General features: G+C 60.5%; 21 protein-coding genes. 14 read left to right on the top strand and 7 right to left on the bottom strand.

Features of this window, described 5'->3' with window-relative positions:
• Window positions 1-80: 80 nt before the first annotated feature.
• From amn to AC1DIS_RS14315, 3 genes are all read right to left on the bottom strand, one after another.
• The gene (amn, locus tag AC1DIS_RS14325) at window positions 81-1,580 is read right to left on the bottom strand and encodes an AMP nucleosidase (RefSeq protein WP_018925774.1); all 1,500 of its coding nucleotides are present in this window, start codon (window positions 1,578-1,580) and stop codon (window positions 81-83) included.
• A 118-nt stretch (window positions 1,581-1,698) separates the two neighbouring features.
• Window positions 1,699-3,348 carry an acyl-CoA dehydrogenase family protein gene (locus AC1DIS_RS14320; RefSeq protein WP_477780935.1) on the bottom strand — a complete coding sequence of 550 codons (1,650 nt, stop codon included), beginning with the start codon at window positions 3,346-3,348 and terminating at the stop codon, window positions 1,699-1,701.
• A 73-nt stretch (window positions 3,349-3,421) separates the two neighbouring features.
• Window positions 3,422-5,803, bottom strand: a complete 2,382-nt coding sequence (locus AC1DIS_RS14315) for a hybrid sensor histidine kinase/response regulator (protein ID WP_477743850.1) — start codon at window positions 5,801-5,803, stop codon at window positions 3,422-3,424.
• Between the two features lie 428 nt (window positions 5,804-6,231).
• On the opposite strand from AC1DIS_RS14315, the gene AC1DIS_RS14310 reads away from it, so the two are divergent.
• The 4 genes from AC1DIS_RS14310 (at window position 6,232) to AC1DIS_RS14295 (ending at window position 9,764) form a co-directional block, all read left to right on the top strand.
• A complete protein-coding gene (locus tag AC1DIS_RS14310) occupies window positions 6,232-7,029 on the top strand; it encodes a hydroxymethylpyrimidine/phosphomethylpyrimidine kinase (protein ID WP_019581334.1) in 798 nt (265 codons plus the stop codon).
• A 32-nt stretch (window positions 7,030-7,061) separates the two neighbouring features.
• Window positions 7,062-7,685: a thiamine phosphate synthase gene (gene thiE, locus AC1DIS_RS14305; RefSeq protein WP_018925770.1), complete on the top strand. Its 624-nt coding sequence runs from the start codon at window positions 7,062-7,064 to the stop codon at window positions 7,683-7,685.
• A gap of 16 nt (window positions 7,686-7,701) precedes the next feature.
• A complete protein-coding gene (gene hemL / locus AC1DIS_RS14300) occupies window positions 7,702-8,985 on the top strand; it encodes a glutamate-1-semialdehyde 2,1-aminomutase (protein WP_018925769.1) in 1,284 nt (427 codons plus the stop codon).
• A gap of 224 nt (window positions 8,986-9,209) precedes the next feature.
• On the top strand, window positions 9,210-9,764 hold the full coding sequence (locus tag AC1DIS_RS14295) for a tetratricopeptide repeat protein (RefSeq protein ID WP_018925768.1): 555 nt from the start codon (window positions 9,210-9,212) through the stop codon (window positions 9,762-9,764).
• Window positions 9,765-9,947: 183 nt separating this feature from the next.
• On the opposite strand, the gene AC1DIS_RS14290 is transcribed toward AC1DIS_RS14295, so the two are convergent.
• On the bottom strand, window positions 9,948-10,277 hold the full coding sequence (locus AC1DIS_RS14290) for a DUF1820 family protein (RefSeq protein WP_003185742.1): 330 nt from the start codon (window positions 10,275-10,277) through the stop codon (window positions 9,948-9,950).
• Window positions 10,278-10,411: 134 nt separating this feature from the next.
• On the opposite strand from AC1DIS_RS14290, the gene miaB reads away from it, so the two are divergent.
• The 5 genes from miaB (at window position 10,412) to lnt (ending at window position 15,859) form a co-directional block, all read left to right on the top strand.
• Window positions 10,412-11,740, top strand: coding sequence for a tRNA (N6-isopentenyl adenosine(37)-C2)-methylthiotransferase MiaB (gene miaB / locus AC1DIS_RS14285; protein ID WP_018925767.1), 1,329 nt, complete (start codon window positions 10,412-10,414; stop codon window positions 11,738-11,740).
• 244 nt (window positions 11,741-11,984) lie between these two features.
• Window positions 11,985-12,989: a PhoH family protein gene (locus AC1DIS_RS14280; RefSeq protein ID WP_019020889.1), complete on the top strand. Its 1,005-nt coding sequence runs from the start codon at window positions 11,985-11,987 to the stop codon at window positions 12,987-12,989.
• Complete coding sequence (gene ybeY, locus AC1DIS_RS14275; RefSeq protein WP_018925765.1) at window positions 12,982-13,476, top strand: rRNA maturation RNase YbeY; 495 nt, start codon at window positions 12,982-12,984, stop codon at window positions 13,474-13,476. Before AC1DIS_RS14280 ends, ybeY begins: the two co-directional genes overlap by 8 nt.
• A gap of 5 nt (window positions 13,477-13,481) precedes the next feature.
• Window positions 13,482-14,321, top strand: coding sequence for an HlyC/CorC family transporter (locus AC1DIS_RS14270; RefSeq protein WP_477780934.1), 840 nt, complete (start codon window positions 13,482-13,484; stop codon window positions 14,319-14,321).
• Between the two features lie 14 nt (window positions 14,322-14,335).
• Complete coding sequence (lnt, locus tag AC1DIS_RS14265) at window positions 14,336-15,859, top strand: apolipoprotein N-acyltransferase (protein WP_477743848.1); 1,524 nt, start codon at window positions 14,336-14,338, stop codon at window positions 15,857-15,859.
• Between the two features lie 38 nt (window positions 15,860-15,897).
• Here the strand turns inward: lnt and AC1DIS_RS14260 are convergent, their stop codons facing one another.
• Window positions 15,898-16,677 (bottom strand): YdcF family protein, encoded by a 780-nt coding sequence (locus AC1DIS_RS14260; RefSeq protein WP_019581338.1) that lies wholly within the window; start codon window positions 16,675-16,677, stop codon window positions 15,898-15,900.
• A gap of 106 nt (window positions 16,678-16,783) precedes the next feature.
• On the bottom strand, window positions 16,784-17,104 hold the full coding sequence (locus AC1DIS_RS14255; RefSeq protein ID WP_019650894.1) for a hypothetical protein: 321 nt from the start codon (window positions 17,102-17,104) through the stop codon (window positions 16,784-16,786).
• Between the two features lie 280 nt (window positions 17,105-17,384).
• On the opposite strand from AC1DIS_RS14255, the gene leuS reads away from it, so the two are divergent.
• The 5 genes from leuS to AC1DIS_RS14230 all read left to right on the top strand — a co-directional run bounded on the left by leuS (window position 17,385) and on the right by AC1DIS_RS14230 (window position 23,532).
• Window positions 17,385-19,991 carry a leucine--tRNA ligase gene (gene leuS / locus AC1DIS_RS14250; protein WP_019581340.1) on the top strand — a complete coding sequence of 869 codons (2,607 nt, stop codon included), beginning with the start codon at window positions 17,385-17,387 and terminating at the stop codon, window positions 19,989-19,991.
• A gap of 90 nt (window positions 19,992-20,081) precedes the next feature.
• Window positions 20,082-20,687 carry an LPS-assembly lipoprotein LptE gene (locus AC1DIS_RS14245; protein WP_064620598.1) on the top strand — a complete coding sequence of 202 codons (606 nt, stop codon included), beginning with the start codon at window positions 20,082-20,084 and terminating at the stop codon, window positions 20,685-20,687.
• A 39-nt stretch (window positions 20,688-20,726) separates the two neighbouring features.
• The gene (holA, locus tag AC1DIS_RS14240; RefSeq protein WP_477743847.1) at window positions 20,727-21,764 is read left to right on the top strand and encodes a DNA polymerase III subunit delta; all 1,038 of its coding nucleotides are present in this window, start codon (window positions 20,727-20,729) and stop codon (window positions 21,762-21,764) included.
• Between the two features lie 218 nt (window positions 21,765-21,982).
• Window positions 21,983-22,147 (top strand): alternative ribosome rescue factor ArfA, encoded by a 165-nt coding sequence (gene arfA / locus AC1DIS_RS14235; RefSeq protein WP_003176285.1) that lies wholly within the window; start codon window positions 21,983-21,985, stop codon window positions 22,145-22,147.
• 62 nt (window positions 22,148-22,209) lie between these two features.
• Window positions 22,210-23,532, top strand: a complete 1,323-nt coding sequence (locus AC1DIS_RS14230; RefSeq protein WP_019650890.1) for a lytic murein transglycosylase — start codon at window positions 22,210-22,212, stop codon at window positions 23,530-23,532.
• A 93-nt stretch (window positions 23,533-23,625) separates the two neighbouring features.
• Here AC1DIS_RS14230 and AC1DIS_RS14225 read toward each other — a convergent pair whose 3' ends face one another.
• Complete coding sequence (locus AC1DIS_RS14225; protein WP_477743846.1) at window positions 23,626-24,573, bottom strand: S66 peptidase family protein; 948 nt, start codon at window positions 24,571-24,573, stop codon at window positions 23,626-23,628.
• Window positions 24,574-24,613 lie beyond the last annotated feature (40 nt).

Genomic DNA, 24,613 nt, shown 5'->3' with positions numbered 1-24,613 from the left:
ACGGGACATGGCGAGAAGAACATCTAACGGTCAGGGCTGCTAATGCTAGTGCCCCAACCGTCAAATGACCATGAGAACAATCAGCGGAACGGCGGCTCGTCGAAGCTGCGCAGTTTGCGTGAGTGCAGCGAGTTGAGCTCGGTGCGCAACAGATCCACCGCCTCGATGCCGATCTTCAAGTGCTGGCTGACCGCGCGCTCATAGAACGCGTTGGCCGACCCCGGCAGTTTGATTTCGCTGTGCAGCGGTTTATCCGACACACAGAGCAACGTGCCATAGGGCACCCGCAAGCGATAACCCTGGGCCGCAATCGTGCCGCTTTCCATGTCCACCGCCACGGCGCGGGACAGGTTGATCAGCGGACGCTCCTGCGCCCAGCGCAGCTCCCAGTTACGGTCGTCGTAGGTCAACACGGTGCCGGTACGCAGGCGTTTCTTCAGTTCGTCGCCCTTCTCACCGGTGATGTTGGCCGCCGCTTGCTGCAACGCCAACTGCACTTCGGCCAAGGCCGGAATCGGAATGTTCGGTGGCACCACCCGGTCGAGAATCCCGTCGCGACGCATGTAAGCGTGTGCCAGCACGTAATCGCCAATGGTCTGCGACTGACGCAAGCCGCCGCAGTGGCCGATCATCAGCCAGCAATGCGGACGCAGCACGGCCAAATGGTCGGTGATGTTCTTGGCGTTGGACGGGCCGACGCCGATGTTCACCAAGGTCACGCCATGGCCGTCGCTGGCGATCAGGTGATAGGCCGGCATCTGGTAACGATGCCAGACCACGCCAGCGGCAATCGCCGAGGCTTCGCCGTGGTCCATGCCCTTTTCGATGATCACGTTGCCCGGCAACACCATGCGTACAAAACGCGGGTCTTTGCGCAGTTGTTCCAGGCCATGAACGATGAACTGGTCGACGTAACGGTGGTAGTTGGTCAGCAGAATCCACGGCTGCACATGCCGCCAGTCGCTGCCGGTGTAGTGCACCAGTCGGCGCAGGGAGAAGTCCACCCGCGCGGCATCGAACAGGGCCAATGGCAGCGGATCGGTGTTTTCCCAATCGTACAAGCCATCAGCGATGCCATCGGTGGCGGCCGACAGATCCGTACTCGGGAACACCCGCGCCAGTACCGCCGCCGTAACGCCAGAGCCGGCCAGTTCATCGCCCTGCTCGACCACATACGGATAAGGAATGTTTTGCTGGCTGACGCCGACTTCCACGGTCACGGTGAAGTCGTGCATCAACGGAACGAGTTGCTCCAGCAGGTATTTGCGAAAGGCTGCCGGATGAGTGACGGTGACGCTGTAGGTCCCCGGCAATTGAACCTTGGCATAGGCGCGAGTGGTCTGTGGGACTTCGCCCTGGCAGAGGTAGGTCAGACGCAACTCGGGATAACGAAACAGGGCACGCTGTTCAGCGTCCGGCTCGACGCGATCCTTGAGATAACGCTTGAGCGCTTGATTCAGCGCTGTGGTTGCACGCTCGTGCAAGACAGCAAGCCGATCAACGGCTTGCTCGGCGGTTTGAACGACAATAAACGCTTCGGTCACGATCAGCTTCCTGTGTTCTGACTTGCAGACCTTCATCTTGCCTGCATCATCGCTTCACGGGAACAGTGAAAAAAGATCGTAGCCTTCGGCAACTCCTACAGAGGGTCGTCGTACACCTGTAAGAGGCTGCCGAAGGCTGCGATCTTTTCGCCCTTCAGAAGCCCTGCGGTGTCGAGCGGGCCACAATCGCTTCCACATCCAGCCCACGTGGCAACGTTCCATACACCCGACCGGCCGAACCGAGGCGGCTGGCGATGAACGCATCACTGACCGCCGCATTACCCGCCTCCAGCAACAGCCTGGCCTGAAGCCCCAAAGCGATGTCTTCGGTGAGCTGGCGGGCGCGGTATTGAATGTCGTCGGTGTCCTTGAACGCCTTCTGCAACTGGCCGATGTGTGTGGCCAGGCGTTTGTCGCCATGGCCATCGCCCAACTCGTTGAACAGCACATCGAGCACGCCCGGTTCTTTCGACAACGCGCGCAACACGTCGAGACATTGCACGTTGCCGGAACCTTCCCACGTCGAGTTGACCGGTGCCTCACGGTACAGTCGCGGCAAGATGCTTTCTTCGACGTAACCGGCACCGCCCATGCATTCGGCCGCTTCGTTGATCATCGCGGGCGCGCGTTTGCAGATCCAGTACTTGCCCACTGCCGTCACCAATCGAGCGAATTTCGCTTCGTGGTCGTCATCCAGATGATCCAGCGCTYGCCCCATGCGCAGGCTCAACGCCAGGGCGGCTTCGCTTTCCAGGGCCAGGTCGGCCAGCACGTTTTGCATCAAGGGTTGTTCGCTGAGCAACTTGCCACCGACCTTGCGGTGGGCGCAGTGATGGCTGGCCTGGGTCAGGGCCTGGCGCATCAGCGCGCTGGAGCCGACCATGCAATCGAAACGGGTCATGGCGACCATTTCGATAATGGTTGGAACGCCCCGGCCCTCTTCGCCGACCATCCAGGCCAGGGCGCCACGGAACTCCACCTCGCTGGAGGCGTTGGACCAGTTGCCGAGTTTGTTTTTCAGCCGCTGTATGTAGAACTGATTGCGCGTGTCATCCGGACGATGACGCGGCAGCAGGAAACAGGTCAGCCCTTTGTCGGTCTGGGCCAGGGTCAGGAAGGCGTCACACATTGGCGCCGAGCAGAACCACTTGTGGCCCACCAGTTCATACGCCTGGCCCGGCCCACCGCCCCCCACCGGAAACGCCTTGGTGGTGTTGGCCCGCACATCGGTGCCGCCCTGTTTCTCGGTCATCGCCATGCCGATGGTGACTCCGGCCTTATGGGCCATGCCGACATTGCGCGGGTCGTACTCGGTGGCGAGGATTTTCGGCAGCCATTGCCGGGCCAGATCCGGCTGCAGGCGCATCGCCGGGACGCTGGCGAAAGTCATGGTCAACGGGCAACCGCTACCGGCCTCTGCCTGACTGTGCAAATACGTCATGGACGCGCGAGCCACATGAGCGCCCGGTTGCGGATCGGTCCAGGGCAACCCTGTCAGGCCATGCTCCACCGCCGTGTGCATCAACTGGTGATAAGCCGGGTGAAACTCCACCAGGTCGATGCGATGGCCGTAACGGTCATGGCTGACGAACACGGGTTTGTTTTGATTGGCCGCAAACCCGGCCTCCATCAGCGGCCCGCCGGCCAATGCGCCGTAAGCGTCGATCCGCGACTCGGCCCAACCGGCATCGAACCGTCGCGACCATTCCTGCAAAGGCAGGTCGATGCGATAGAGGTTGATGCCATCCAGCGACGGTGGCTGGTTGGTGACTTCGTGGGTTTCGGCGAACTGATGCAGGTTCATGACGGGACTCCTTTGGTCAGCCAAGGGCTTCAGTTAAGCACCGCCCCGAGGCTGAACAAAGTGGCATATCTGCCTAAATGTCGGCGCTTTCGCCTTGTCCAGAACAGAGCACCCGTCGATAGAGCGCGGCCTGCAAGTCCTCGAATTTCACCGGTTTGTTCAGGTAGTCGACCACGGTGTCGCTCGGGCAGTGCACTCGGTCCGCACTCAGGGCAATCATGAACACGGGTAATTCGGCGCAACCCGGCAACGCACGGATCCGGCGGCAGATGGAGGCGCTGTCCACTGGCGGCAACTGGCAATCGAGCAATACAGCGTCAACGGCTTCACATTGCAATTGATCGAGCGCAGCAAGGCCATTGTCAGCGGTGCGTACCCGGAACCCGAGCTTGAGCAACATGCCGCGCATCACCAATTGATTGATGCTGTTGTCATCGACCAGCAATACCGTGCACTCCTGGGGCAAGCGCAGGCCGGTGGTCTGCCGGGTGATCGAGGGAGCAGGCTCCACCAACGACAGCTCGAATTCGACGTCCAGCTGGAAGCGGCTTCCACGGCCTGGTTCGGAACGGTGGCTCAGGCGCCCCCCGAGCAATTCGACCAACTGCCGACAGATCGCCAGGCCAACGCCAAGACCGCCATATTCACGGGTCATCGAGCCGTCGAGCTGGAAGAAGCGCTGGTACAGCGTCGCCTCCCCCAGATCGGTAAAACCGATGCCGGTGTCGATCACCGCAAAAGACAGCGCCAGCCGACCGGGCTCCGCCGCCGGTTTACCCGTCACCCGCAGCGCCAGACCACCGACTCGGGTGAATTTGATTGCGTTGTCCAGCAAGCATTCCAGGCATTGCACCAGCTTGCCGCTGTCGCCGAACAAACGATCCGGCAACCCGGGTGCTACCTCGACCTTGAAGTCCAGCGACTTGCTCGACGCATTGCCATCGAACTGCCCGCGCAAAGACTCGACCATACTGCGCAAGCTGAACGTGTCCGGATAGACCTTGAGCTTGCCGGCCTGCAATTCGGTCAGGGTGAGGATGCCGTTGACCATGCGCATCATGTCCCGCGCCGAACCTGCCGCCGTTTGCTGATACTGCTCCAGCTCTGGGTTCATCTCGACGGTCTGCATCAGCTCCAGCGAACCGATCACACCGTTCATGGGCGTGCGCAGTTCGTGGGTCAACGTGGCGAGGAATTCGTCCTTGAGCCTATTGCTGTGAGCCAGTTGCTGGTTCAGCACCTCAAGCTTCTGGCCGGCGTCGAACAACGTCTGTGCCTGATGCTCGCGCATGGCGTTGATACGATCGGCCAGGGCCAGGGACAGCAACGCCACTTCAAGCGCCGAGCCGATCTGGCTGGCGTACATGGTGAGGAACACGTTGGGCAAATACCCCAACACCATCATCGTGTTGACGACGCCACCGAGCAAAAATGCCGACCAGGCAATGATGAAGTAGCGCGCCACCCTCAAGCCACGCCACCAGGCGAAAACCCCGGCAGCGAAAATTACTACGGTAAAGACCAGTGCCAACGCCGTCGCCAGACGCAGGGCCAGGGCGTAACTGGTCATCAGAGATAACCCGACCACCAGCGTACTGAACGCGATCAGCGCCAATAGCACACGGTCCAGCCAGCGGCTGTGGGTGGCCGTCCGCAGGAAGCTGCGGGCGAACTGGCTGCCGAACAACCCTGAACAGCCGATGAAGAACGGCGTCGCGGCATTGGCCCACCACGGATTGTTCGGCCAGAAATACTCCACGGCCGCGCCGTTCACCGACAGCTGATACAAGCCGAACGAGGCGATGTAGACGATGTAATAGAGGTAACTGGTATCGCGCACACTGAGGAAGATGAACAGGTTGTAGACCAGCATCCCCAGCAACACGCCGTAAATCAGCCCCAGCACATAAAGCCGCACCGGCTGCTCTTCAAGGTAAGCAGTGCTCGACCACAAGGTGACGGGCGCCTGGATCGAGCCTTCGCTTTGCAGACGCAGGTACACGGTTTGCGCCTGCCCGGGCGCAAAGCTCAGACCGAACAGATAGTTGTTCTGACGAATTTCGCGAGTGGCGAACGGCAACGCATCGCCCGTCTGTCGGACCAATTGATAGTCGCCGCCAGCATCGGGCAAGTACAAATCAAGGTGATCGAGGGGTGGATAGGCCAATTCCAGCAGCCAGGTCCGTTGCGCCGACGGATTGGTCGGACGGTATTGCAGGTCGATTTTCAGCCAGAACGCCGAACGCGAATAGCCGGCGTTGAGGGTGGCTTTATCGTGGGGTTTGAAGTGCCCGGCCGCGGCTTGCGCACGGACATCGGCAATGGTCGCTTGACCGCCCGGGTCTTCATAAACCTGCATCGTTCGGCCCAGGGGAAGGCTCTGGGTGAACTCGTCGAACTCGACGGCGCTCGCCAGGAGGGGCAAGCACAACAGCAACATCAGCAAATAGCGCATTTAAGCCCCAGCGTGGCCTGTCCGGTTCTGTCAGGAAGCCCCCCATTCCTTTTGAGTAGACGTAAAACCGGTATTACCTGTTATTGGTTTGGATCCACTCTAGCATAGCCGTTAGTGGCCATTGAACACCATTGAATTTTTTCCTAAAAAGGCTCTAGCACGGGCGTTCCAGCGCTATGTATTGAGCTAGAGCTGTTGGCTTGATCAGGATGTGACAATGTCCCGGCGAGTGATGAACACCTGTGGCGAGGGGGCTTGCCCCCGTTCGGCTGCGAAGCAGTCGTAAATCTGCCGACGCGGTGTTCCAGACAGAAGGCAAAGGGGGCGCTTCGCACCCCAACGGGGGCAAGCCCCCTCGCCCACAATGTATCGGCCGGACTGGACGTCGCAACACCCGAAAAACATGTTTGGTGGTAAGCTCGCGCACCATGAATATCTACAGCTCTCGCCCCGTTGTCCTCTGTCTCTCCGGCCACGACCCTAGTGGTGGCGCCGGCTTGCAGGCAGATATCGAAGCCCTGCTTGCCCAGGGTTGCCATGCGGCTCCGGCCGTCACCGCCCTGACCGTGCAAGACACAGTCAACGTCACTGACTTCCGCGTGCTCGATCGCGAGTGGGTACTGGCCCAGGCCAATGCCGTGCTCAACGACTCCGAAGTCGCCGCCGTCAAACTGGGCATGCTCGGTTCCCTGGAAATGGTCGACACCGTGGTCGAACTGCTTTCAGCGCACCCGCATTTGCCAGTGGTCTGCGACCCGGTGCTGCGTGCCGGCGGTGGCGGACGACTGGGCAAGGACGAAGTCGGCTACGCCATGCGCGAACGCTTGCTGCCGTTGTCGATCATCGCCACCCCTAACCTTCCCGAAGCCCGCATCCTCGCCGAACTGCCCGAAGGCACCGCCGACGAGTGCGCGGAAAAACTCCTGCCATTCGTCAAACACCTGCTGATCACCGGCGGCCATGGCGACGAACACGAAATCCACAACCGCCTGTACAGCCGCGACGGTCGCCGCGAAACCTTTACCTGCCAGCGCCTGCCCGGCAGTTATCACGGTTCCGGTTGCACGCTGGCCAGCGCCCTCGCCGGTCGCCTGGCCCAGGGTGAACACCTCGCCAGTGCCGTACAGAGCGCGCTTGACTACACTTGGCGCACCCTGCGAGATGCGGAACAGCTGGGCAAAGGCCAGTTCGTGCCCCGCCGCCTGCCGCTGGATTTCTGTTCGTAACTTTCGATGCGTAAAGCGCAGAGGCTTGTCCGATGAAACTACGTGGCCTGTACGCCATTACCGACAGCCAGCTACTGGCCGGTAAATTTCTTTCGTACGTGGAGGCGGCGCTCGAAGGCGGCGTCACCCTGCTGCAATACCGCGACAAAAGCAGCGACGAGGCCCGCCGCCTGCGCGAGGCCGAAGCCCTGCGCGATCTGTGCGATCGCTACAAGACCCAGCTGATCATCAACGACGACGCCGAACTGGCCGCGCGACTGAATGTCGGCGTGCACCTGGGCCAGACTGATGGCCCACTGATGCCGGTGCGAGCACTGCTCGGGCGTCAGGCGATCATCGGCTCGACCTGCCACGCGCAACTCGAACTCGCCGAACAAGCCGCCAAGGAAGGCGCCAGTTACGTCGCCTTCGGCCGCTTCTTCAATTCCAACACCAAGCCTGGCGCCCCGACATGCAGCCTCGACTTGCTTGATCAGGCCCGCAGCAAACTGCACCTGCCGATCTGTGCGATCGGCGGCATCACCCTGGACAACGCTGCCCCGCTGGTGGCCCACGGCGTCGATCTGCTGGCGGTGGTGCATGGCCTGTTCGGCGCCGAGAGCACGGCTGAAGTGACGCGTCGCGCCCGCGCCTTTAACGAATTGTTCAAATCCTGATTTTGAGAGCCAAATAATGTCTCGTTCCGAAACCCTGTTTGCCAATGCCCAGAAACACATCCCCGGAGGCGTGAACTCGCCTGTTCGTGCGTTCAAGAGCGTTGGCGGCACGCCGTTGTTCTTCAAACACGCCGAAGGCGCCTACGTCACCGACGAAGACGACAAGCGCTATGTGGATTACGTCGGTTCCTGGGGCCCGATGATTCTCGGCCACAGCCACCCGGACGTGCTGGATGCGGTGCGCAAACAGCTTGAGCACGGCTTGTCCTACGGCGCCCCGACCGCGATGGAAACCGAGATGGCCGACCTGGTCTGCTCGATCGTGCCGTCGATGGAAATGGTGCGCATGGTCAGCTCCGGCACCGAAGCGACCATGAGTGCGATCCGTCTGGCCCGTGGTTTCACCGGTCGCGACAGCATCATCAAATTCGAAGGCTGCTACCACGGTCACTCCGACAGCCTGCTGGTCAAGGCCGGTTCCGGCGCCCTGACCCAAGGCGTACCGAGCTCGGCCGGTGTACCGGCGGCGTTCGCCAAACACACCCTGACCCTGCCGTTCAACGACATCGACGCAGTAGAAGCCATGCTCGCCGAAGTCGGCCAGGACGTGGCGTGCATCATCGTCGAACCGGTGGCCGGCAACATGAACTGCGTACCGCCGGCACCGGGTTTCCTCGAAGGCCTGCGGACCCTGTGCGACAAGCACGGCGTGGTGCTGATTTTCGACGAAGTGATGACCGGTTTCCGTGTCGCCCTCGGCGGTGCCCAAGCCTATTACGGCGTAACACCGGACCTGAGCACCTTCGGCAAGATCATCGGTGGCGGCATGCCCGTGGGCTGCTTCGGCGGCAAACGCAAAATCATGGAACACATCGCGCCACTGGGCCCGGTCTACCAGGCCGGTACGTTATCGGGTAACCCGCTGGCGATGGCGGCTGGCCTGACCACGCTGCGTCTGATCAGTCGTCCGGGCTTCCACGCCGAGCTGAGCGACTACACCAGCCGCCTGCTCGATGGCCTGCAACAGCGCGCCGATGCCGCTGGCATTCCGTTCGTGACCACTCAGGCCGGCGGCATGTTCGGTCTGTACTTCAGCGGCGCCGACGACATCGTCACCTTCGATGACGTGATGGCCAGCGATGCGAACCTGTTCGGGCGCTTCTTCCACCTGATGCTCGAAGGCGGCGTGTACCTGGCGCCGAGCGCCTTCGAAGCCGGCTTCACCTCGATCGCCCACGGCGAAACCGAGTTGAAACTGACGCTGGACGCCGCCGAACGTGCCTTCGCCGCACTGAAGTAAATCTGCGACGCTGACGTTGGCGATTGCCAGCGTCAGCTTTCACCTACATCCGCTCCCTTTTTCCTGCTCAGCTGCCAATAATCCCCCGCAAAGTGGGTGATATAGTCCCCGCGCAGCAGAAAAACGAGTAAAGACTTTGTAAGGTTGGCCCTGCTTATTTCATAATGCGCGCTTATTGGATCCCTCGACGGGTCCGCGCGCCCCTCAGAGGTAAGTCGATTCCCATGAACCGCACCGGCCGCACCCTTGCATTGGGCTGCCTGTTGCTCCTTCAGCCCCTGCTCGCGCTCGCACAAGCAGGCGGCAACTCGTTGTTGATCCCGGCGATGGGTCGCTGCACCCTCAATACTCAGCCGCAAGACCTGACGCAAGCGCTCGCCGCCTGCCAGAAAGCGTCGGATGAAGGGGATGCGCAAGCGCAATACGAGTTGGGTGAGTTCTACTACGAAGGCAAGAACGTGCCGCGCGACCTCAATAAAGCCCTGAGCTACTTCGAAAAGGCCTCGCTGCAAGGTCATGCCCAGGCGCAATTCAAACTCGGCACCATGTTCTTCCATGGCGAAGGTGTACCGGCCAATAACATTCAGGCGTATATCGTGCTGAAAATGGCTGCGGTCAACGGCGCCGAAGACGCGCTGGACACCGCCGACGAAGTCGCCGAAAAAATGCCCCGCGAAGACCTGGAAGTTGCTACCCAGGTGCTGGGGCAAATTTTCCGTAAATACCTGATGGAATTGCAGAGCGCCGACGGGCGTACGCCGTTTTCGCCACTTCCCTGAATTGAACACGCCCCCCTGTGGCGAGGGAGCTTGCTCCCCGCTCGGCTGCGCAGCAGTCGTAAAACCCAAGAACGCGGTGTGCCAGACTTATCGTGATTGCAGATCTCGGGGTCGCTTCGCGCCCTGGCGGGAGCAAGCTCCCTCGCCACAAAAAGCCATTCTCACCTTAGAAAAACCTGCTGCTTACTTCTCAGGCATCGGCATCGGAAACGGCATGACATTACCGACCGCGCCGCGGGCTTCGCTGATTTTCGGCGTGCCAAGGCGTTCGACCTCGTCGATGCGCACGATCGAATGCATCGGCACAAAACTGCGCACAACGCCTTCGAACTGAGCCTTGAGCTTTTCTTCGCTCGGATCGACGACCACTTGCGTGCGCTCGCCAAAGACGAACTCTTCCACTTCCAGGAAGCCCCACAGATCACTTTGATAGATCTGCTTGGCGTACATTTCGAACACCTGGCCCTGATTGAGGAAAATCACCTTGTAGATTGGAGCTTCACGTTTGGTCATGGTGGGCGGGTAACACATCGGGGATAAAAATGAGGGCGCGAACTATAGCATAGCCACCGGACGCGCAGCGGTAGGAACCTTGGGACATGTTCCCTATAATGCGCGGTTCTTTGAATCACGTGATGAATCTTTCCATGGCCAAGAAGCTTTACATCGAAACCCACGGTTGCCAGATGAACGAGTACGACAGCTCGCGCATGGTCGATCTGTTGGGTGAACATCAGGCCCTGGAAGTCACCGCCCGCGCTGAAGACGCCGACGTGATCCTGCTCAATACCTGCTCGATCCGTGAACGCGCCCAGGACCGGGTGTATTCCCAGCTCGGCCGCTGGCGCGAACTGAAACTGGCCAATCCGGAAATGGTCATCGCCGTCGGCGGTTGCGTGGCCAGCCAGGAAGGCGCGGCCATCCGTGATCGCGCTCCGTATGTCGACGTGGTGTTCGGCCCGCAGACCCTGCACCGCCTGCCGGAAATGATCGACGCCGCGCGCGCTACCAAACTGCCGCAAGTCGACGTCTCGTTCCCGGAAATCGAAAAATTCGACCACTTGCCCGAACCGCGCATCGATGGGCCGAGCGCTTACGTGTCGGTCATGGAAGGCTGCAGCAAGTACTGCACCTTCTGCGTGGTGCCTTATACCCGCGGTGAAGAAGTCAGCCGGCCGTTCGACGATGTGATTGCCGAGATCATCCACCTGGCCGAAAACGGCGTGCGCGAAGTGACCCTGCTGGGGCAAAACGTCAACGGCTATCGCGGGACCACTCACGATGGTCGTCTGGCCGACCTGGCGGAATTGATCCGGGTGGTCGCCGCCGTCGATGGCATCGACCGGATTCGCTACACCACTTCGCACCCGCTGGAGTTCTCCGACAGCCTGATCCAGGCCCACGCCGACGTGCCGGAACTGGTGAAACACCTGCACTTGCCGGTGCAATCGGGCTCCGACCGAATCCTCGCGGCGATGAAGCGCAACCACACCGCGCTGGAGTACAAGTCCAAACTGCGCAAACTGCGGGCCGCCGTGCCGGGGATCTGCATCAGTTCGGACTTTATCGTCGGCTTCCCGGGCGAGACCGAAAAAGACTTCGAACAGACCATGAAGCTGATCGAAGACGTCGGTTTCGACTTCTCCTACTCTTTCGTCTACAGCCAGCGCCCGGGCACCCCGGCCGCCGACCTGGCCGACGAAACGCCGGAAGAACTGAAAAAAGAACGCCTGAATGCCCTGCAACATCGCCTGAACCAGCAAGGGTTCGAGATCAGCCGACAAATGGTGGGCTCCATTCAGCGGATTCTGGTTACCGATTATTCGAAAAAAGACCCTGGCGAACTGCAGGGGCGCACCGAGAATAACCGTATCGTCAACTTCCGCTGCGACAATCCGACCCTGATCGGCCAGTTCGCCGACGTGCACATCGACGCCGCGCAACCGCACTCGCTGCGGGGCTCGTTGATCCAATAACAGCAGGCCATAGAGCCTTTGTGGCGAGGGAGCTTGCTCCCGCTCGGTTGCGAAGCAGCCGCAAACCAGACACCTCGATCCTGAAAGATTGAGGCTGGATGATTTGGGAGCGCTTCGCACTCCAGCGGGAGCAAGCTCCCTCGCCACAGTTATCCAGTGAGACTGCTTTAAGAGCTTTCGCACCCAGGCGACTGGCGTTATCCTTTATTTCATCAATATTGCCCCAGGGCGGCTAAATACGACCTTGAACGCACCCATAGAACCACATCGTTTCATCCTCGAGCCTTTTGAAGCTCGCCGCTTCGCCAATTTGTGCGGGCAATTCGATGAGCATCTGCGCTTGATCGAACAGCGCCTGACCATCGAGATCCGCAACCGCGGAAACCAGTTCGAACTGATCGGCGAGCCCAAGCACACCACCTCCGCGGAAAACCTCCTGCGTCGCTTGTACCGGGAAACCAAGGGTACCGAGCTGTCGCCGGACATGGTTCACCTGTTCCTGCAGGAATCGGCCGTCGAGGAACTGGACAACCACTCCCCCGCCGAACCGTCCGTCGCCTTGCGCACCAAAAAAGGCATGATTCGCCCTCGCGGCTTGAATCAACTGCGCTACGTGAAAGAAATCCTCGGTAACGACATCAATTTCGGCATCGGCCCGGCCGGTACCGGCAAGACCTATCTGGCTGTTGCCTGCGCGGTAGACGCACTGGAACGCGAGCAGATTCGTCGCATTCTGTTGGTGCGTCCGGCGGTTGAAGCGGGTGAAAAACTCGGCTTCCTGCCCGGCGACCTGTCGCAAAAAATCGACCCGTACCTGCGCCCGCTCTACGACGCGCTCTACGAAATGCTCGGCTTCGAATATGTCGCCAAGCTAATCGAGCGTCAGGTGATTGAAGTCGCGCCACTGGCCTACATGCGCGGCCGCACGCTGAACAACAGCTTCATCATCCTCGACGAAAGCCAGAACACCACCGTCGAACAGATGAAGATGTTCCTGACCCGGATCGGCTTTGGCTCCACGGCGGTCATCACCGGTGACATCACCCAGGTCGACCTGCCACGCGGCACCAAGTCCGGGCTGCATCATGTGATCGAAGTGCTCAAGGACGTTCCGGGCATCAGCTTCACCCACTTCCAGCCCAAGGACGTGGTGCGCCATCCGCTGGTGCAACGCATCGTCGAGGCGTACGAGCGCTTCGAAAATCGCGCTGCCGATGCCGCGCCAAAGGACACCCCGCACGATGCTTGAGCTTGATCTGCAACTGGCCAGCGACGCACCTGCCCCGAGTGAAGCCGAGTTCCGGAAATGGTGCGAACTGGCCTTGCGCCAGCGCACCGCCGACTCCGAGCTGACCATTCGTCTGGTCGACGAAGAAGAAGGCCGCGAACTGAATCACACCTGGCGGCAGAAGGATTACGCCACCAACGTGCTGTCATTTCCTGCCGATGTGCCGGACGAGTTGCTGGATATCCCGTTACTGGGCGATCTGGTGATCTGCGTGGCCGTGGTCGAGCGCGAAGCCGCCGAACAAGGCAAGGCACTCAACGCCCATTGGGCGCATCTGGTCATTCACGGCTGCTTGCATCTGCTTGGTTACGACCATATAGATGACGACGAAGCCGAAGAAATGGAAGCACTGGAACGAACGTTGCTTGCAGAACTGGGTCATCCGGACCCTTATGCGGACGACGAAACAGACACATCCCCTATCGTTACAACAAAGGATTCAGAGTAATCGCTATGAGCGAAGATCGATCGAGCAACGGGCAGAAGTCTTGGCTGGGTAAGCTCACCCAGGCTTTTGCCCACGAGCCGAAAAACCGCCAGGAGCTGCTGGAGYTGCTGCGCGATGCACACCAAAACAAGTTGCTGGACAGCGAAGCGCTGGCCATCGTCGAAGGCGCCATCCAGGTTGCAGACCTGCAAGTACGGGACATCATGGTCCCGCGCTCGCAGATGATCAGCATCAAGGCGACCCAGACACCTCGCGAGTTCCTGCCCGCCGTGGTCGACTCGGCCCACTCCCGCTACCCGGTGATCGGCGAAAGCCATGATGACGTGATGGGCGTGTTGCTGGCCAAGGACTTGCTGCCGTTGATCCTCAAGGAGAACGGCGACAGCTTCAACATCAAGGACCTGCTGCGCCCGGCCACCTTCGTGCCCGAGTCCAAGCGACTGAACGTGCTGCTGCGCGAATTCCGCGCCAACCATAACCACATGGCCATCGTCATTGACGAATACGGCGGCGTGGCCGGTCTGGTGACCATCGAAGACGTGCTCGAACAGATCRTCGGCGACATCGAAGACGAGCATGACGTCGAAGAAGACAGCTACATCAAGCCGCTGCCCAGCGGTGACTTCCTGATCAAGGCCCTGACGCCGATCGAGAACTTCAACGAGTTCTTTGACAGCGAATTCTCCGACGACGAATTCGACACCGTCGGCGGACTGGTGATGAGCGCGTTCGGGCACTTGCCAAAACGCAACGAAATCACCGAAATCGGCGCCTATCGCTTCCGCATCCTGAACGCCGACAGCCGTCGGATTCATTTGCTGCGTCTGACACCTATAGCTCGGTAACTCTAAGGATTGAAATGCGCTGGATGACCCGCCCCGGCTGGCCCGGTAACCTGCTGGCCGTGGCGGCCGGTGCACTCACCACCCTGGCCTTGGCGCCATTCGATATCTGGCCGCTGGCATTGCTGGCGGTCGGTTTCTTTTACGCCGGTTTGCGCGAACTGAGCCCCCGTCAGGCCCTGGGCCGTGGCTGGTGTTTCGGTTTCGGCCTGTTTGCCGGCGGAACCAGCTGGATCTACTACAGCATTCACAACTTCGGCGGCGCATCTGTACTGCTGGCCGGGTTCTTGATGCTGCTCTTCACCGCAGCGATTGCCTGGTTCTTCGCCTTGCCCGCCTGGATTTGGGCGCGCTGGCTGCGCCGTAACGAAGCGCCGCTGGCCGATGCCCTGGCGTTTGCGGCGCTGTGGGTGGGTCAGGAAGCCTTTCGCGGCTGGTTCCTCACCGGTTTCCCGTGGCTGTATTCCGGTTACAGCCAGCTCGACGGCCCATTGGCCGGGCTCGCGCCGGTCGGCGGGATGTGGCTGATTTCCTTCGCGCTGGCCCTGACCGCCGCACTGGTCTATAACGCACCGCGCCTGATTCGCACCGCTCGCAAGGGCTTTATTGCCGCTGGCGTGTTGCTGCTGGCCGGCCCGTGGGTGATCGGCCTGGCGCTCAAGGAACACGCCTGGACCAGCCCTTCGGGTGCGCCGCTGAGCGTCGCGGCAATTCAGGGAAACATCGAACAAAGCATGAAATGGGACCCGTCGCAGATCAACGCGCAGTTGGCGCTGTACCGCGACATGAGTTTCAGCTCCAAACCCGTCGACCTGCTGATCTGGCCGGAAACGGCGGTCCCGGTACTCAAGGAGTCCGTCGAGGGCTATCTGGACATGATGGGCAGCTTCGCTGCAGAGCGTAAATCCGCGCTGATTACCGGTGTACCGATTCGACAGGAAGTCCATCACGAAAAGCGCTACTTCAACGGCATTACCGTTGTCGGTGAAGGCGATGGCACTTACCTGAAGCAGAAACTGGTGCCATTCGGCGAATACGTTCCGTTGCAGGAAGTCTTGCGCGGCCTGATCGCGTTCTTCGACCTGCCGATGTCCGACTTTGCCCGTGGACCGGCCGATCAACCGCTGCTACAGGCCAAGGGCTACCAGATTGCGCCGTACATCTGCTACGAAGTGGTCTACCCGGAATTCGCCGCCGGCCTCGCCGCCCGCAGCGATTTGCTGCTGACCATCAGCAACGACACCTGGTTCGGCACCTCGATCGGCCCATTGCAACACTTGCAGATGGCGCAGATGCGCGCCCTTGAGGCCGGCCGCTGGATGATCCGCGCCACCAACAACGGTGTGACCGGCCTGATCAACCCGTTTGGTCAGATCACTGCCCGGATCCCGCAGTTCGAACGCGGTATTCTGTACGGCGAAGTAGTGCCAATGCATAACCTGACGCCGTATCTGCAATGGCGTTCGTGGCCGTTGATCATCATTTGCTTGCTGTTGTTTGGCTGGGCGTTGATGGCCAACCGGATGGCGAAGACCGTTTAACCCGGCAGGATCATTCCCATCCACAGGCGTGGGAATGATCACTCCTCAACAGGCTCGCCTCGATAGAACATCCAATACCCGACCTGCCCCACGAGCTCATTCATCAACTGCCCCGATTGCCAGATCGATTTGAATTCCGGCATCCAGCCACCCAGTGGCCGCGCATTGTCCACGCCTAAAAACCCCACCGGCGCCGGCACCACCTCAAATCCGGCCTGCTCAAAGCTCCAGACCGCCCGCGGCATATGCCACGCCTGAGTCACGACCACCACCCGTTTGATCCCCTGCGGCAACAATACCTGGGCGCTGAACTGCGCGTTTTCCCAGGTTGTGCGGCTGCGCCCTTCCTGCCAGCGTACCGTCACGCCAAAATCATCGAGCAACGAATCTGCCATCAGCTGCGCTTCAGTCGGCGGTGTCCCGTAATGCAGGCCGCCGCTGGCCAGAATCGGCAAGCCGGAGGCCTTGGCCAGACGCGCGGCATAACGCTCGCGCCCAAGTCCTACGCCGGTGGGCTGGTCGACACCCCAGGCCAGGTCGCCACGCTCACGCCCGGAACCCAGCACCACGATCGCGTCGGCGCGCTGGCCCAGGGTGGCCCATTCCTCGCGCACGAGCGGCGGCTCGCGCTCCAGAACCCTGGCAGTCCACTCCACCATGACTGGCAGGCTCATCAACCAGAAGCCACCCACCCCCATAACGAAGCACGCTCCCGCCAGCCTCGGCCTTGAGCGGCGCCACCACCAGGCGAGTACCAGTAACAGCAAAAGAACGCCGGGCGGCAATAGAAGTTGTTTAATGAAATAACGAAAAGGCATCGGGCATCTCCATAGATGCCCGAAGCCTAAGTGGGTTAACGCAATGCGACAACAAATGCGGAAGGACTTTATTTCAAAAAACCATATGCGATGGTTTCAAGTGCCCTTACTTGAACTGCAGAGACCGGACCTTTACCGCGCCTCCGCCGGGTGTCTTATCCTTGAGCCAGAGGATCTTGGCCGTACGTGGTGCCTCGAGTTGCTTCATTGCTGCTGACAAGCATCCGTGCGTTTCACGTTCACTGCGGTCCAGATAGGCCTTGACCAGCTCAAACTCTGCGGGGGTCAAACCACGCAGTTCCAGCTCCAGGGGACGCTCGTCGCGAAGCCGTCCAGCGGTTTTGGCCGCGTCCAGGGCCATTGCGAGACGGTCGATCAGTCTTTCGTACAACTCCGGTTTCGTAGCTTTTTGCTGTGAATCAACCATCCATCACCTCATTGAAGATAAGACTCACTCCCCTTTTAGAGCTTAGCTTCGCTGAAAAAACCGGCTGAGCGCCGCGACCAACGGCCCTCGGGGTGGGAATTGGCCGCGCCCTTGCGTGTAATCAGGGTTTCCCTCGGTAGAGTGCCGTCATGTATGCTACGGCGCTTCCTGTAACTCCACTTCCAGCTCGGCTGGGCAGCGAAACGCCGATTTGGCGTCATCACCGTCCAGCGTTGCATTGAAGAGGATTAGGCCACCCCTATTCAGTTCAAAAGTAGCCATGCACGAACAATATCAGCCCCGTGAAATCGAAGCCGCCGCCCAGTCGTTCTGGGACGAGCAAAAGTCCTTTGAAGTCAGTGAACAGCCAGGCAAGGAGACTTTCTACTGCCTGTCGATGTTCCCTTACCCCAGCGGCAAGCTACACATGGGGCACGTGCGCAACTACACCATCGGCGACGTGATCTCCCGCTACCAGCGCATGCAAGGCAAGAACGTCCTGCAACCCATGGGTTGGGACGCGTTCGGCATGCCGGCAGAAAACGCCGCGATGAAGAACAACGTAGCGCCCGCCAAGTGGACCTACGAAAACATCGCTTACATGAAAAGCCAACTGCGCAGCCTGGGCCTGGCGGTGGACTGGTCGCGCGAAGTGACCACCTGCAAGCCCGATTACTACCGCTGGGAACAATGGCTGTTCACTCGCCTGTTCGAAAAAGGCGTGATTTACAAAAAAAGCGGCACTGTGAACTGGGACCCGGTCGACCAGACTGTTCTGGCCAACGAGCAAGTGATCGACGGTCGCGGCTGGCGTTCCGGCGCGCTGATTGAAAAGCGCGAAATCCCGATGTACTACTTCAAGATCACCGCTTACGCGGATGAGCTGCTGGAGAGCCTCGACGAACTGACTGGCTGGCCTGAACAGGTCAAGACCATGCAGCGCAACTGGATCGGCAAATCCCGCGGCATGGAAGTGCAGTTCCCGTACGACGTCGCTTCCATCGGTGAAGCCGGCGCGTTGAAAGTCTTCACCACCCGTCCGGATACCCTGATGGGCGCAACCTACGTTGCCGTGGCCGCCGAACACCCTCTGGCTGCCCTGGCGGCGCAGAACAACCCTGAATTGCAAGCGTTCATCGCTGAATGCAAGGGCGGCAGCGTTGCTGAAGCCGACGTCGCCACTCAAGAGAAAAAAGGCCTGCCGACCTCGCTGTTCGTCGAGCACCCGCTGACCGGTGAGAAACTCCCGGTATGGGTCGCCAACTACGTGCTGATGCACTACGGCGATGGCGCGGTCATGGCAGTTCCGGCGCACGACGAGCGTGATTTCGAGTTCGCCCACAAGTACAACCTGCCGATCAAATCGGTGGTGCGCACAAGTGCCGGTGACACTAATCCTGCCCCGTGGCAGGACGCTTACGGCGAGTACGGCACGCTGATCAACTCCGGCGAGTTCGACGGCCTCGACTTCGCAGGCGCTTTCGACGCTATCGAAGTCGCACTGATCAAGAAAAACCTCGGCGCCTCGCGCACCCAGTTCCGCCTGCGCGACTGGGGCATCAGCCGTCAACGCTACTGGGGCTGCCCGATCCCGATCATCCACTGCGATACTTGCGGTGATGTACCGGTCCCGGAAGATCAACTGCCCGTGGTGCTGCCGGAAGACGTGGTACCGGACGGCGCTGGTTCGCCGCTGGCACGCATGCCCGAGTTCTACGAGTGCGCTTGCCCGAAATGCGGTGCACCGGCCAAGCGTGAAACCGACACCATGGACACCTTCGTCGAGTCCTCGTGGTACTACGCCCGTTACGCCTCGCCGCACTTTGAAGGTGGCCTGGTAGAAAAATCGGCGGCCGACCACTGGTTGCCGGTGGATCAGTACATCGGCGGTATCGAACACGCGATTCTTCACCTGCTCTACGCGCGCTTCTTCCACAAGCTGATGCGCGATGAAGGCCTGGTGAGCTCCAACGAGCCATTCAAGAACCTGCTGACCCAGGGCATGGTGATCGCCGAGACTTACTACCGTCGCGAAGCCAACGGTGCCTACACCTGGTTCAACCCGGCGGACGTCGAACTCGAACGCGACAGCAAGGCCAAGGTTATTAGCGCCAAGCTGATCGCAGATGGCCTGCCGGTGGAAATCGGCGGCACCGAGAAGATGGCCAAGTCGAAGAACAACGGCGTCGATCCACAGTCGATGATTGACCAGTTCGGTGCAGACACCTGCCGCCTGTTCATGATGTTCGCCTCGCCACCTGACATGAGCGCGGAATGGTCCGACTCCGGAGTAGAAGGTTCGCACCGCTTCCTCAAGCGCGTCTGGCGCCTGGCTCAAGCGCACGTCACTCAGGGCCTGCCGGGAAAACTGGATGTCGCCAGCCTGAATGACGAGCAGAAAGCCATTCGCCGTTCGATCCACCAGGCCATCAAGCAGGCCAGCCACGACGTCGGCCAGAATCACAAATTCAACACCGCCATCGCCCAGGTGATGACGCTGATGAACGTGCTGGAAAAAGCCCCGCAAGGCACCGAACAGGATCGCGCGCTGATTCACGAAGGCCTGGAAACCGTGACTCTGCTGCTGGCCCCGATCACCCCGCACATCAGCCACGAGCTGTGGCATCGCCTGGGCCACGCCGACCCGGTGATCGACGCCGGTTGGCCGGTGCTGGACGAAAGCGCCCTGGTACAGGACAGCCTGCAACTGGTCATTCAAGTGAATGGCAAGCTGCGCGGCCACATCGAAATGCCAGCCAGCGCCAGCCGCGAAGAAGTCGAAGCCGCCGCACGGGCCAACGAAAACGTCCTCCGCTTCGTCGATGGCCTGACTATTCGCAAAGTGATCGTAGTGCCCGGGAAACTGGTCAATATCGTCGCCAGCTAAAAATTGGATCGGGCGCCAGGTGAGCCTGGCGCCGAGTAAAACCTTTCGGGCCGCTTGACCGGCCCACATGGTTTCAAGGGGAGCAACAAGATGATCAAACGCAATTTGCTGGTGATGGGCCTTGCAGTCCTGCTGAGCGCCTGCGGTTTCCACCTGCGTGGCACCGAAACCACCGAACTGGCGATCAAGGAACTCGACCTGAGTGCCCGCAATGCCTACGGCGAAACCGTGACACAATTGCGTCAGGTACTGGAAAGCAGCGGCGTCCGGGTCTACAGCGGCGCACCTTACAAACTGGTGCTGACCGATGAGCAGGAAAGCCAGCGCATCCTCAGCTATGCCGGTGCCGGCCGTACTGGCGAGTACCAGGTGAACACCGTGCTCAATTACGACATCCGTGGTCAAGGTGGCCTGCCACTGCTGAGCGACAAGCTTGAAGTGCAGAAGGTGTTCATCCACGATGGCAACAACCTGGTAGGTTCCGACCAGGAAGCCAACGATGCCCGCCGCGAGACTCGTCGTGAACTGGTTCAACGCATGATGCTGCGTCTGCAACAGCTCACTCCGACTCAGTTGGAGCAGCTGCAACAGACCGCCGACGCCCGGGCCAAGGCTGAAGCCGCCGCGCTGGAAGCAGCGCAGAAGGCTGAAGCGGAGACTCCGCGTCAGTCGCCTGTCGAACTGCCGCAGCAATAAGACTTACGGGGCGCTCAGGCGCCCCGTTCGCCTCCTCTTATGAAACTCGCCCCCGCCCAACTCGGTAAACACCTGCAAGGCGCTCTTGCGCCGGTCTACATCATCAGTGGCGATGACCCACTGCTGTGCCAGGAAGCCGCCGACGCCATTCGCGCCGCTGCTCGCCAACAAGGTTTCGATGAACGCCAGGTCTTCGCCGCCGACGCCAGTTTCGACTGGGGTACGCTGCTGCAGGCTGGTGCAAGCATGTCGCTGTTCGCCGAAAAACGTCTTCTGGAACTGCGCCTGCCCTCCGGCAAACCTGGTGACAAAGGCGCCGCCGCGCTCATCGAGTACTGCTCGCGCCCGGCAGAAGACACGCTACTGCTGATCAGCCTGCCCAAGCTTGATGGCAGTGCGCAGAAAACCAAGTGGGGCAAGGCGCTGGTCGAAGGTCCGCAGACTCAGTTCGTGCAAATCTGGCCCGTGGACACCAACCAGTTGCCGAGCTGGATTCGTCAACGACTGTCCCAGGCCGGGCTTTCCGCCAGCCAGGACGCCGTCGAACTGATCGCCGCTCGGGTCGAAGGCAACTTGCTGGCTGCCGCCCAGGAAATCGAAAAGCTCAAGCTGATGGCCGAAGGTGGTCAGATCACCGTCGAAACCGTGCAAGCGGCGGTGGCCGACAGCGCGCGCTTCGACGTCTTCGGCTTGACCGACGCGATCCTCAACGGCGAAGCCGCTCATGCCCTGCGCATGCTCGAAGGGCTGCGCGGCGAAGGCGTCGAACCGCCGGTGATTCTCTGGGCGCTGGCCCGTGAACTGCGCCTGCTGGCCAACCTGTCGCTGCAATACAGCCAGGGCGTGCCGCTGGACAAAGCCTTCAGCCAGGCCCGACCGCCGGTCTGGGACAAGCGCAAACCACTGATTAGCAAGGCACTGCAACGCTACTCGGCACAACGCTGGGCGCAATTGCTGCTTGAAGCACAGCGCATCGACGCGCAGATCAAAGGCCAGGCGGCGGGTTCACCCTGGATGAGTTTGAGCCGGTTGACGTTGTTGATGGCTGGGCAGAGATTGTCGTTGCCTGCCGAATAACCTGTTTTCCAGCCTGCACCAACCTCTGTGGCGAGGGAGCTTGCTCCCGCTGGGTTGCGAAGCGACCCCGAAACGGTTTTACGACTGCTCCGCAGCCGAACGAGAGCAAGCTCCCTCGCCACAAGCCATCATTTCCTACATATCCCAGGGACTAGACAGAACCCCAACTTCGGCCGATGATTTGTCCCGCAAAATCCACTCACTTGCGAGAGATCATCATGAGTAAAAAGCCATCCAAGCATGGCCCCAACAAGGCCAAATCCATCATCGCCCAGCCACTGTTCCGCAGCCGTCAGGAACGAGCCGGCAAGGGCAAAGGCAGCTACCGCCGCGAAGCCTTCCAGTCTAATAGCTGGGAGGCTTCTTACTTTCTGGCAGCCTGAAAGGCAAGCCATCGCTCAACATGTTAAGGTCTGCACCTGATTCGTATCCTCTGGACCTGTGCATGCCCCTTTGTCTTTCCCGTCGTTGGCACCTTCGCCAATTGATAGCTGCCTCCAGCCTCGTTCTGCTTGTCGCCTGCGCGGAAAAACCCACCGCCGCCGACGCCCAGCCGCTTCAAACCCAAGCCGTTGCCACGGCCCCTGCGGTCGTTCCGCCAGTGGTTCCGACTGGTGAGGATCTCGACATCCAGCCCACCCAGACCTTTGCCGAATGGCAGGCGGGCTTTCGCAAAGACGCCCTCGCCGCCGGCATTCGCGCCGACCTGTTCGACCGTGCCTTTGCCAATGTCAGCTTGGACGCCAGCGTGATCCGTGCCGACCGCAGCCAACCGGAATTTACTCGTCCGGTGTGGGAATACCTCGATGGCGCGCTGTCGCCGCTGCGGGTACGCAAAGGTCAGGCACTGGTCAGCCAGTACGCCGATATCCTGCAAAGCATCGAACAGCGCTATGGCGTCGACCGTCAGGCATTGGTCGCGGTGTGGGGCATGGAGAGTAACTTCGGTCAGTTCCAGGGTAACAAGTCTGTGATCAACTCCCTGGCAACCCTGGCCTATGAAGGTCGACGCCCAGGCTTTGCTCATGCGCAGCTGATCGCTGCCCTGCAAATCCTGCAACAGGGTGATATTGAACCCGAGAAAATGCTCGGCTCCTGGGCGGGCGCCATGGGCCAGACCCAGTTCATCCCGACCACCTACAACACCCACGCCGTAGACTTCGACGGCGATGGCCGCCGTGACATCTGGAACAGCGCCGCTGATGCACTGGCCTCGACCGCGCACTACCTGCAAAGCTCTGGCTGGCAGAAAGGCCAGCCGTGGGGCTTCGAAGTCCAACTGCCGAGCAGCTTCAATTACGTCCTGGCCGATGGCGCGATTCGCAAAAGCGTCGCCGAGTGGCAGCAACTGGGGGTCACCCTGCCCAATGGTGTCCAGGTTCCGGCCGGTTCCGAACACCTGTCGGCCGCCCTGCTCCTGCCGGCAGGCTATCGCGGCCCGGCATTCCTGATCTTCGATAACTTCCGCGCAATCCTCAAGTACAACAACTCTTCGTCCTACGCCTTGGGCGTGAGCTTGTTGTCTGAGCGCTTCAATGGCGGTGGCCTGATCAACGGTCTATGGCCAAAAGATGACTTGCCGCTGAGCCGTACCGAGCGAATCGAGCTGCAAACCCTGCTGAGCGCCCGGAACTATGACGCCGGCACCCCCGACGGCATCATCGGCGCCAATACCCGTAAAGCAATCCGCAGCGCGCAGCAGTCGTTTGGCTGGCCGGCGGATGGGTACCCTACGCACAAGTTGCTCGAAGGTTTGCGTAACCGCTAAAAGCAAAAGATCGCAGCCTTCGACAGCTCCTACAGGGTTTTGTGTACACCTGCAGGAACTGCCGAAGGCTGCGATCTTTTTTGCGATGTGTTGTTACTTGATCACCACATCCTGCTCCAACACCAACGTCTTGCTCCCCGCATCCAGCCTGACCAGTGCCCCCATCGGCAACGTCAGGTTCGGATCGCAATGCCCGCTGCGCCACCCCGCCAGCACGGGTATGCGCAACGACGCGAAGGTCTGCTTGAGCAAGCCCTCCAGCGCGATGGTGTCCACGCCCGCCACATCCCCCACCAGAACCCCGCGCAACTTGTGCAGCGTGCCGGCCAGACGCAAGTGGGTCAGCAGCCGATCAATGCGATAAAGCGGCTCGTTGATGTCTTCGATGAACAGGATGGCGCCCTCGGCGTCGATCTCGTAAGGCGTGCCCATGGTCGCGGCGATCATCGACAGATTGCCCCCCAGCAAACGCCCGTGAGCAATGCCTGGCGAGACGGTCGTCAACGGGTAGGCCACAGGGTGCGCCAGCACGCTGTCCGCCGTCACTTGCCCGCGCAACATGTTGAAAAACGAGGACTCGGTGGGTTTCTGCTTGTCACCCAGCAGGTCAGCATTGAGCATCGGGCCGTGAAACGTCACGAAACCCGCATAACGGCTGATTGCCAGATGCAGTGCAGTGATATCGCTATAGCCGATGAACGGTTTGGCATTGTTGCGCAGTAACTCGAAATCGATCCGATCGAGCAAACGCGGCGTACCGTAACCGCCACGCAAACAGATGATGGCGTCGACCTCGCTGTCGGTAAATGCCGCGTGCAAGTCATTGAGCCGCACATCGTCGCTGCCGGCCAGGTAGGCGTCTTTCTCGTAAACACCGGGGAACACTCGCAGCGAATAGCCGCGAGCGCGCATCCAGGCAATCGCTTTACCGGTGTCCAGGGCAGCGGGGCCGGCAGGCGCAATGACGCCGATCAGCCCTGCAGGCGGCAAGGCCGGAACAGGGACGTGAGGACAAAGGGTGTGGGTCGGTCGAGCAGTCATCCATGATTCTCCCTGTGTGAATGCTTCAGCACACAGTAGT

Source organism: Pseudomonas sp. 05N433, assembly GCF_056396925.1.
The sequence above is the reverse complement of the archived record's forward strand: the minus strand, read 5'-3'. Positions and strand labels throughout refer to the sequence as shown.

Coding starts and splice junctions, on each gene's coding strand:
- thiE (WP_018925770.1), top strand. CDS start 7,062: ATGAAACTACGTGGCCTGTACGCCATTACCGACAGCCAGCTACTGGCC.
- hemL (WP_018925769.1), top strand. CDS start 7,702: ATGTCTCGTTCCGAAACCCTGTTTGCCAATGCCCAGAAACACATCCCC.
- AC1DIS_RS14290 (WP_003185742.1), bottom strand. CDS start 10,277: ATGACCAAACGTGAAGCTCCAATCTACAAGGTGATTTTCCTCAATCAG.
- AC1DIS_RS14255 (WP_019650894.1), bottom strand. CDS start 17,104: ATGGTTGATTCACAGCAAAAAGCTACGAAACCGGAGTTGTACGAAAGA.
- AC1DIS_RS14310 (WP_019581334.1), top strand. CDS start 6,232: ATGAATATCTACAGCTCTCGCCCCGTTGTCCTCTGTCTCTCCGGCCAC.
- arfA (WP_003176285.1), top strand. CDS start 21,983: ATGAGTAAAAAGCCATCCAAGCATGGCCCCAACAAGGCCAAATCCATC.
- AC1DIS_RS14260 (WP_019581338.1), bottom strand. CDS start 16,677: ATGCCTTTTCGTTATTTCATTAAACAACTTCTATTGCCGCCCGGCGTT.
- miaB (WP_018925767.1), top strand. CDS start 10,412: ATGGCCAAGAAGCTTTACATCGAAACCCACGGTTGCCAGATGAACGAG.
- leuS (WP_019581340.1), top strand. CDS start 17,385: ATGCACGAACAATATCAGCCCCGTGAAATCGAAGCCGCCGCCCAGTCG.
- AC1DIS_RS14245 (WP_064620598.1), top strand. CDS start 20,082: ATGATCAAACGCAATTTGCTGGTGATGGGCCTTGCAGTCCTGCTGAGC.
- amn (WP_018925774.1), bottom strand. CDS start 1,580: ATGAAGGTCTGCAAGTCAGAACACAGGAAGCTGATCGTGACCGAAGCG.
- holA (WP_477743847.1), top strand. CDS start 20,727: ATGAAACTCGCCCCCGCCCAACTCGGTAAACACCTGCAAGGCGCTCTT.
- AC1DIS_RS14225 (WP_477743846.1), bottom strand. CDS start 24,573: ATGACTGCTCGACCGACCCACACCCTTTGTCCTCACGTCCCTGTTCCG.
- AC1DIS_RS14230 (WP_019650890.1), top strand. CDS start 22,210: ATGCCCCTTTGTCTTTCCCGTCGTTGGCACCTTCGCCAATTGATAGCT.
- lnt (WP_477743848.1), top strand. CDS start 14,336: ATGCGCTGGATGACCCGCCCCGGCTGGCCCGGTAACCTGCTGGCCGTG.
- AC1DIS_RS14315 (WP_477743850.1), bottom strand. CDS start 5,803: ATGCGCTATTTGCTGATGTTGCTGTTGTGCTTGCCCCTCCTGGCGAGC.
- AC1DIS_RS14295 (WP_018925768.1), top strand. CDS start 9,210: ATGAACCGCACCGGCCGCACCCTTGCATTGGGCTGCCTGTTGCTCCTT.
- ybeY (WP_018925765.1), top strand. CDS start 12,982: ATGCTTGAGCTTGATCTGCAACTGGCCAGCGACGCACCTGCCCCGAGT.